Origin of the sequence: Nitrosomonas sp., assembly GCF_022842015.1 — a bacterium.
Taxonomy (GTDB): Bacteria; Pseudomonadota; Gammaproteobacteria; order Burkholderiales; family Nitrosomonadaceae; genus Nitrosomonas.
On sequence record NZ_JALHQJ010000099.1, the window covers coordinates 1 to 7,700 of the forward strand.

Consider the following 7,700-nt stretch of genomic DNA (forward strand, 5'->3'; position numbering starts at 1 on the left):
TGTTCGCCCTAGGTGTGGCGATTGTCAGCAAGATGCGGAATTTTAAACAAAACTTCGAAGCAGCTTTATTTGGCAATATTCTTGGAATTACAGAACAGGATTTGATGATCATCGGGCTAGTCGCTTTCTTCACGCTGATTACCATGTTCATCACGTATCGCGCATTACTGTTCTCCACTTTCGATAATGAAGCGGCGCGTGTATTTGGTATTAAAACCGATTCCGTGCAATGGCTATTTTCATTGTTGCTTACATTCTCGGTCATCGCGTCGCTGAATGTCATTGGCGTCACCATGGTCGCCGCCACGCTCATTGCCCCGGCCATGACTGCGAGAATGCTGACGGATCGTTTTAGCAGCATGATTATTTATTCGACCATCATCGGCGCGGTGACCGGCGTAATGGGTATGTATTTGAGTTATATTTTCAACGTCGCTTCCGGTACAACCATTGTGCTGTTCAGCGTGTTGGTGTTTGGCTTATCGATGCTGGTGAAACCTTTGCGTAACGTTTATCGGTCAAGGCAATGTTGAATGGCGCGGATAGCTGATTTTAGTTGGCTGCAATATTCGGAGTAATGCAGACTGTTATCTGATTGGATATGTATTCACCAAGGTACAATTTGTCCGTCAAAAGCATAAAATTTTCCAGAGTCTTCGAATTTTAGGTTATCGATAACGTGGCGCATGCCGGTGACACATTGCTCGGTTGAGATTAATCCGTTCGGGCCACCCATGTCGGTTCTTACCCAACCGGGATGCAACAGGACAACAGTGATTTGTTTGGGATTCAAATCTATCGACAAGCTTTTCATGACGATATTGACCGCCGCTTTGCTGGAACGGTAGATGTAACTGCCGCCGCCCCGGTTATCTGCGATACTGCCCATTTTGCTGGTAATGGTGATGATGGTTTTCAGATTGCTGTCGGCAATCGGTTGAAGAAATGCTTCAGCCATTTTCAACGGTGCCATGGTGTTCACTGCAAAGGTATGTGTCCATGCTTCGTAATCCGTCATTCCGAAAGCATCGCCTGATTCCGGTGGGTAAATACCAGCATTATTGATCAATAAATCAATGGCATTCCCGGATAGCGTCTGTGCTAACTGTTCAATGTGCGAATGATTAGCGACATCCAATGGATAAATATTGATTTGGTCTGGATGTTGCGCGGCTAAACGGTTCAATGCATCAGCTGACATCGGGTTGCGGCAGCAAGCAATGACACACCAGTCATTCATAGCGTATTGACGCACAAATTCCAGCCCGATACCGCGGTTGCAACCTGTAATGAGTACTGTTTTCTTCATCGTTTTTTTACCTGGGTAGGAAGTCTGATGACTTAATGATACCGCTATTCAATCTTTTTGATAGCCTGTCTGAATATTTTCCGTCAATCTGCTTGTGAGGTAAAATGATATAAGCTATCGGATTACTACGAATTGATTGTTCATGCAGGTTTTTTGCTCAATAACTCTTGTGGCGCTATTGCTGATGAAATTTGATCAGCGAGATATTCTCCAGCAATAATGTATTCTGGCGTTGCGCGCAAAATCCTCGGGGATCATCTGGGTGCTGATATCTTCAATGATCAGATCGCTTAATGCTTCCTTGTCCAATTTGAAACGGCGGAAATTGGTCGAGAAATATAAGGTTCCTTGGGGTGCCAGTAGGGCCGCGGTATTACGGATCAGTGGTATATGATCTTTCTGGATATCGAAGATCTCATCCATTTTTTTGGAATTGGAAAAGGTAGGGGGATCGAGAAAGATCAGGTCAAATTGTTGTTTATGTTTTGCTTGCGCTTGTTGCGCCAGCCACTCCGAGCAATTGGCCCGAATCAGTTGGTGTTCGTCGCTGATGCCATTGAGATGAAAATTGCGCCTGGCCCAATCCAGATAAGTATTGGACATATCCACCGTGAGACTCGATGCCGCACCGCCGATTACTGCATGTACGGTAGCACTGCCGGTGTAAGCGAATAAATTCAAGAAACGTTTACCTTTGGCTTGTTGTTGAATCAGTAAGCGCATTGCGCGGTGATCAAGAAACAGGCCGGTATCCAGATAGTCCTCAAAATTCACCCAAAACTTGCATCCACCTTCTTCAATCACATGAAAGCGGCGGGAATCTCCCTGTTTTTCATATTGATCGGTGTTTTTCTGTTTGCGGCGAATTTTCAAGAACACTTGTTCGGCAGGAATTTCCAGCACTTTGGGTATTTCCGCCAGCACTCCGGCCAGCCGCTGATTGGCTTTGGCGGGGTCGACAGATCGGGGAGATTCATATTCCTGAACATTGACCCAGATTCTCTCGCCTTGATAAATATCCACAGCCACCGCATATTCGGGGAGATCAGCATCGTACAGGCGATAACAATGGACTTGATTTTGTTTGGCCCACTTGGTCAGTTTTTTCAGGTTCTTATGTAATCGGTTGGCGAACATTTCCGCTCGACTGTCGGGTTGCCCGGCCTGGGCGCGGCGATGAATGAATTCGATGCGTTCCTGCTGGGATTTGGCTTTCGGTTCAAAAAAAGCTTTTTCCTCAATGGTCAAGCGCAACAACTTGCATTCCAGTGCGCCATTAAAAAGCGTGATCGGTTTGTGCGAACGTATGCCCAATCGGAAGCCCAGCTCCGGATTGCCGATAATGATTGCGGCTTGCCAGCCGGTAAAGCGTTGTTTCAATACCTCGCCAAATTCTCGGTATAACATTCCGGCTTGTTCTTCATCGCCAAGACGTTCACCATACGGTGGGTTGCAAACAATCAATCCATGAGGCCAACTTGTCGCGGCAGATGCATCGATGATATTCCGTTTTTCGATGTGGATCTTGCCGGATAATCCTGCGTTTTCAATATGCCGCAATGCGGCATTGACGCTATCACGATCCTGGTCAAAACCAACCATCACCGGCAATTTGGCTAAACCTATCTCACGGCGCTGCCGGGCTTGTTCTAGAATGTTTTGCCACAGTGCAGCATCGTGCTGCTTCCAGCCTAGAAAGCCGTAATAATCGCGCTGCAAGCCCGGTGCGATATCACCCGCGATCAACGCACCTTCCACCAAAAGAGTTCCCGAACCGCACATCGGATCGAGCAGTGAACCTCCTTGCCGGGCGAATTCCGGCCAACCTGCGCGCAGCAGAATGGCCGCAGCAAGATTCTCCTTGAGGGGTGCTGCAATAGTGATGTCGCGATAACCACGCTTATGCGAGCTTTCACCGGATAAATCTAAGCTCAACTGTGCGATTTCGTTATGCAGATAGACATTGACACGAATGCTGGGGTGTGCGGTATCGACATTGGGCCGGCTGCCAAACTTGCCACGCATTTGATCGACGATGGCATCTTTGACTTTCAGTGCGCCAAAGTGCGTGTTATCGATTGCCGGATTATTTTTGCTGCTGAACGATACCGCTAAACTGTCGTCAGGACCTAAATGTTCGGACCAGTCGATGCGTTGGATGCCCTCGTAAAGATCCTGTTGGGAATTCACCTCGAAACTGTTAAGTAATAACAAAATGCGGCTGGCGGTGCGTAGCCATAGACAAGCTTTATATGCCATGGCCAGATCGCCCTGAAAAGCCACGCCAGCCAATTTTTGATGTACCTCGTGTCCACCCAGAGCGCTGATTTCATTTGCGAGAATGCCTTCCATCGCTTTGGGCGTGGTGGCGAAGAGCTGATATTGCGTCATAATTTGTGACTGATTGTGGAATAACCGCGTAGGATACTTGAATGTGCAGTAGTCGCGCATTTTTTTATTTAACTGCGGCTGGATTCATTCAGTATTGATTGGATTCCTGCAGTTTGGCGAATCATTCGATAATGCGAGGGCTTGGTATTTGTTATTGCCTGCCTCTGAAAGGAGATCGAATTTCTTTTTAAACATCGCCGTGATAATCTCTATCATGCAATGTACGTACAGTTGCGTGTGGATCCGCTTAAACTTCCTCAATCTCTGAGTCGAAAAGGAGCAAAAATGGATCGATTGGGACTTCCAATTGTCTTGCTGGCAGCCTTGTGGGGTGCAGTGAATACGACACTGAGTTTTTTTCAAACCATTAATGCACGGCGCGACTTAATATTTGAACTGATCGATGAGTGTGGATACTGTGCCGGGAAGACACTCGGCCCGATAGAAATCTATTTAACCAATCTTCTCCCGCTTACGATTGGAAATATCATTTTTCTTAGTTTGATTAGCTATGTGATCCTCTCAATTCCACGCCACATGAGGATAGAAAATAAGGAGGAAGCTGAGCATTTAAGAATAGCTTGCCGGATTATTGCGATATTGCCTATTTTCGGAGCCATTTCTTTTGCTGCTGGCGGCCTATTCGATATGGCGATGTTAGTGCGGTCTCTTAATTGATGAAAAATTCTCGTATAAGCGTTTTTGTTTTTGCCTTTCTGGGTATGATTCTTGGTCTTGGCGGCTGTGCCGTCATGGACAAGGATATTCCGGGTTGGTCGCAATATCGTTATCCGGAACAGGCGGGCGAATTGCGATTGGCATCTAAAAGCTTGGGTGAAGGGGATCCGGTGCTTCTGATTCACGGTTTTGGCGCCAGCAGTTATAGCTGGCGGCATATTGTTGAACCCTTGGCGCAGAAATACCGGGTAATCACCATTGATCTGAAAGGCTTTGGCGAATCGCCCAAACCGCGCGATAACGCTTATTCCGTTTATGACCAGGCGCGGTTGGTAAGGAATTTCGTCCTTGAAAACAACCTGAAGAACCTTCACATTATCGGGCATTCTTACGGTGGCGGAGTAGCCTTGGCTGCATCGATCTATTTATCATCTTCGCATCCGAATCTGCAGCGCAGCCTGGTGTTGATAGACAGTATTGCATATCCGCAAGAACTGCCTGGTTTTGTGAGAATGCTGGCTACTCCGGTACTGGGGCCGCTGGTGATCCATGCTATTCCAAATTCTGTTCAGGTGAAAAGCTTGCTGAGGAAAGTGTATTTTAATGATGCTGCTATTCCGCAGGGCACCATTGATCACTATGCAGACAATCTCGCCAAGCCTAATGCGAAGTACGCAACACTCACTACCGTGCGGCAAATGCTGCCGGCAGATTTACAGCAATTCTCAGAAAACTATTCGAGTTTGCTGCTTCCTGCCTTAATCATATGGAGCAGGGATGATGAAATTGTGCCTCTGGCCATTGGTGAGCGTCTGCATGAGAATTTGCCCAATTCGAAGCTGATTATCTTTAACGATGTTGGGCATGCCGTGCAGGAGGAAGCGCCATCAAGGTTATTACCTTATTTACAGCAATTTCTGGATGCACAAACGCGTCATGTTTCATCCGGATTATAGGAGTACCTCTCGCACGGACTCATACTATTGTCCGTCATTCAGTGAAAACTCCCTGTTTCATCTGAGGATTGTCGAGTCAGTTTTTACTTGGGGGTGCGTGTTTTTCCGCGCACTTAAATTTTTCTTGACATTCTGAGTCGTCCACAATTTCAGTAAGATACAATTGCTATCATAAATAACTTCATGCCAATCTGATAAATTTATCATAACTATATGATAAATTTTATATAATTAAAGTGTTAACTTATTAATCAATTCAAGAAAAACCTTTAGAAATATTTAAGTTAGCCAACTAAATAAAGTGTTATTCACAAAGTTATCCACAGAAATTGTGAGTAATAGATGAAACTCTCTGAGAAGTAAGGCAATAACGCGAGAAAAAGCGATTGTAGTTAAACTTGTGTACCGCTAAGAAGTAAGCTTTTCGATATGGCGGAATTCATTCAGGCTTGATCGCTATAAAAAAGGGAAATTTGCAGCGGAGAATATTTGTTGATTGATTTCCTTCAGTAAGTATTGGTGGATTCAATTTCGAAGTGCAACACCTAACGGTGATTTGGTGTAGCGTACCGTCTTCCCGAAGAATATCTCAAACGGAGTTCTGAATCCAAGTACTTTGCGTGGTCGATGGTTGAGTCTATCCACCGCCCATTGCACTTGTTCTTGGGTAACCTCAATCAACTCCATTACCTTGGGGAAATACTGACGCAGTAACCCGTTGCTGTTCTCGTTCAAGCCACGCTCCCATGAACGGTAGGGGTGAGCGAAATAAACATCCGCATTGAGTTTCGCCGAGATGGTTTCATGCTCCGCAAACTCTTTTCCGTTGTCGAATGTCATGGTGTAGCACTTGTCTTTATGGGGACGCAGCAGCCGCGTTATCGCCGCCGTCACACCCGATGCCTGTTTGCCGGGTACTTGGGCTGCCAGTATGTAGCGCGACTTCCGTTCAGCCAATGTGACCAATGCGCCTCGATGGTTCTTTGCCGATCACGGTGTCGCCTTCCCAGTCGCCTATGCGGCTCTTCTGATCGACAATCCCCGGGCGTTCGTTAATCCCGATCCGGTTCTTGATCGTACCCCGGCGTTCTTGACCACCGGCGTAACGTTTTCTGTGTGGTTTCTGGCAGCGTAAGTGTTGCCACAGGTCGCCACCACGGCGTTTGTCTTCATAAATGTACACGTAGATCGTCTCATGGCTGATTCTCAACCCGCATTCCAGTACAAGTCGGCAAGATGCTTGTTCCGGGCTCATGTCCAACCAAATCAGTCGTTCAACTTCCGTCCATTCCAGCAATGAGTGACGCTGTACTGAGGTATGCTGATTTTCAAGGAGTCCGAAGTTTCATAAAATGAAGACATGAAATGGAGGATGGAGATGGAATTACCCCGCGCACAATATAGCCAGGAATTTAGGGAGCAATCAGTTAAGTTTTTTAAAGAAAGTGGATTAACTTTGGTTGAGGCAGCAAAACGGCTTTCTTTACCGGAAAGCACATTAAAGAATTGGGTTTATGCTGACAAACGAGGAGAACTTGCATTGGTAGGTAAGCATCAGAAGCCTCTGACTGAAGTTGAATTAGAGCTGTCCAGAGTTAAACGAGAATTAGCAGAAGTGAAGATGGATCGTGACTTTATAAAAAAGTGTGCGACGTATTTCGCGAAGGGGTCGCGGTGAGATACGGTCTGATTGAATCGGTGCGACAAAAATATCCGATTGCGCTCATGTGCCGGGCATTTGATGTTTCCGAGAGCGGCTTTCATGCCCAAAGGACTCGCCCGGTCTGTAAACGTAAGCAGGAGAATACAAGACTGGAAATAGAAATACTGGCCGCACACCAACGTACACGAGAGACCTACAATGCCGAGCGCTTGCATCATGACTTGGCGGATCACGGAGTACAAACCACGCCATACCGCGTTAGAACATTGCGCAAGAAATTGAACTTGCGTTGCAAGCAAAAACTGAAATTCAAGGCGACCACCGATTCTAAACATCATTTACCGGTTGCGCCCAATATTCTGAACCGGGAATTTGCTGTTAACGCACCTGATAAAGTGTGGGTCAGTGACATCACTTACATCCCTACAGACGAAGGTTGGCTGTATTTGGCTGGCGTAAAGGATCTGTTTAATGGAGAACTGGTAGGCTATGCCATGAATGAGAGAATGACCAGGAGCCTGGTTATACAGGCATTATTTCGTGCAACAGCGAAAAAATATCCGGACAAAGGACTCATTGCTCACTCGGATAGTAAGAATACATGCACCAGATTTCAATAATGAGTTGACTCAATTATTGAATGAGTAATTATTGGAGCTCTGGTGCCGTAAGGGTTGCCAAGTTTCCTGACCCCCACTCTGAT

General features: G+C 46.4%; 7 protein-coding genes and 1 pseudogene. 4 read left to right on the plus strand and 4 right to left on the minus strand.

Annotation, left to right across the window (positions count from 1 at the left end; all coding sequences use genetic code 11):
* Positions 1–533, plus strand: a 533-nt coding sequence (locus Q0C11_RS13795; RefSeq protein ID WP_293008947.1) for a metal ABC transporter permease, incomplete at its 5' end; no start/stop codon positions are given.
* 74 nt (positions 534–607) lie between these two features.
* On the opposite strand, the gene Q0C11_RS13800 is transcribed toward Q0C11_RS13795, so the two are convergent.
* Positions 608–1,309, minus strand: a complete 702-nt coding sequence (locus Q0C11_RS13800; RefSeq protein ID WP_293008949.1) for an SDR family oxidoreductase — start codon at positions 1,307–1,309, stop codon at positions 608–610.
* 195 nt (positions 1,310–1,504) lie between these two features.
* The gene (rlmKL, locus tag Q0C11_RS13805) at positions 1,505–3,700 is read right to left on the minus strand and encodes a bifunctional 23S rRNA (guanine(2069)-N(7))-methyltransferase RlmK/23S rRNA (guanine(2445)-N(2))-methyltransferase RlmL (protein WP_293008951.1); all 2,196 of its coding nucleotides are present in this window, start codon (positions 3,698–3,700) and stop codon (positions 1,505–1,507) included.
* Between the two features lie 285 nt (positions 3,701–3,985).
* Here rlmKL and Q0C11_RS13810 point away from each other — a divergent pair, with 285 nt between their 5' ends.
* Both Q0C11_RS13810 and Q0C11_RS13815 read left to right on the plus strand, forming a co-directional pair.
* Complete coding sequence (locus Q0C11_RS13810; RefSeq protein WP_107786670.1) at positions 3,986–4,378, plus strand: hypothetical protein; 393 nt, start codon at positions 3,986–3,988, stop codon at positions 4,376–4,378.
* The gene (locus Q0C11_RS13815) at positions 4,378–5,334 is read left to right on the plus strand and encodes an alpha/beta fold hydrolase (protein ID WP_107786671.1); all 957 of its coding nucleotides are present in this window, start codon (positions 4,378–4,380) and stop codon (positions 5,332–5,334) included. The genes Q0C11_RS13810 and Q0C11_RS13815 overlap by 1 nt, the downstream gene beginning before the upstream one ends.
* A 525-nt stretch (positions 5,335–5,859) precedes the next feature.
* On the opposite strand, the gene Q0C11_RS13820 is transcribed toward Q0C11_RS13815, so the two are convergent.
* On the minus strand, positions 5,860–6,291 hold the full coding sequence (locus tag Q0C11_RS13820) for an IS30 family transposase (protein ID WP_293008956.1): 432 nt from the start codon (positions 6,289–6,291) through the stop codon (positions 5,860–5,862).
* The gene (locus Q0C11_RS13825; protein ID WP_293008958.1) at positions 6,284–6,631 is read right to left on the minus strand and encodes an IS30 family transposase; all 348 of its coding nucleotides are present in this window, start codon (positions 6,629–6,631) and stop codon (positions 6,284–6,286) included. The genes Q0C11_RS13820 and Q0C11_RS13825 overlap by 8 nt, the downstream gene beginning before the upstream one ends.
* 75 nt (positions 6,632–6,706) lie before the next feature.
* Between Q0C11_RS13825 and Q0C11_RS13830 the strand changes: the two are divergent.
* A pseudogene (locus Q0C11_RS13830) lies at positions 6,707–7,587 on the plus strand (IS3 family transposase); the annotation flags it as partial.
* Between the last annotated feature and the right edge of the window lie 113 nt (positions 7,588–7,700).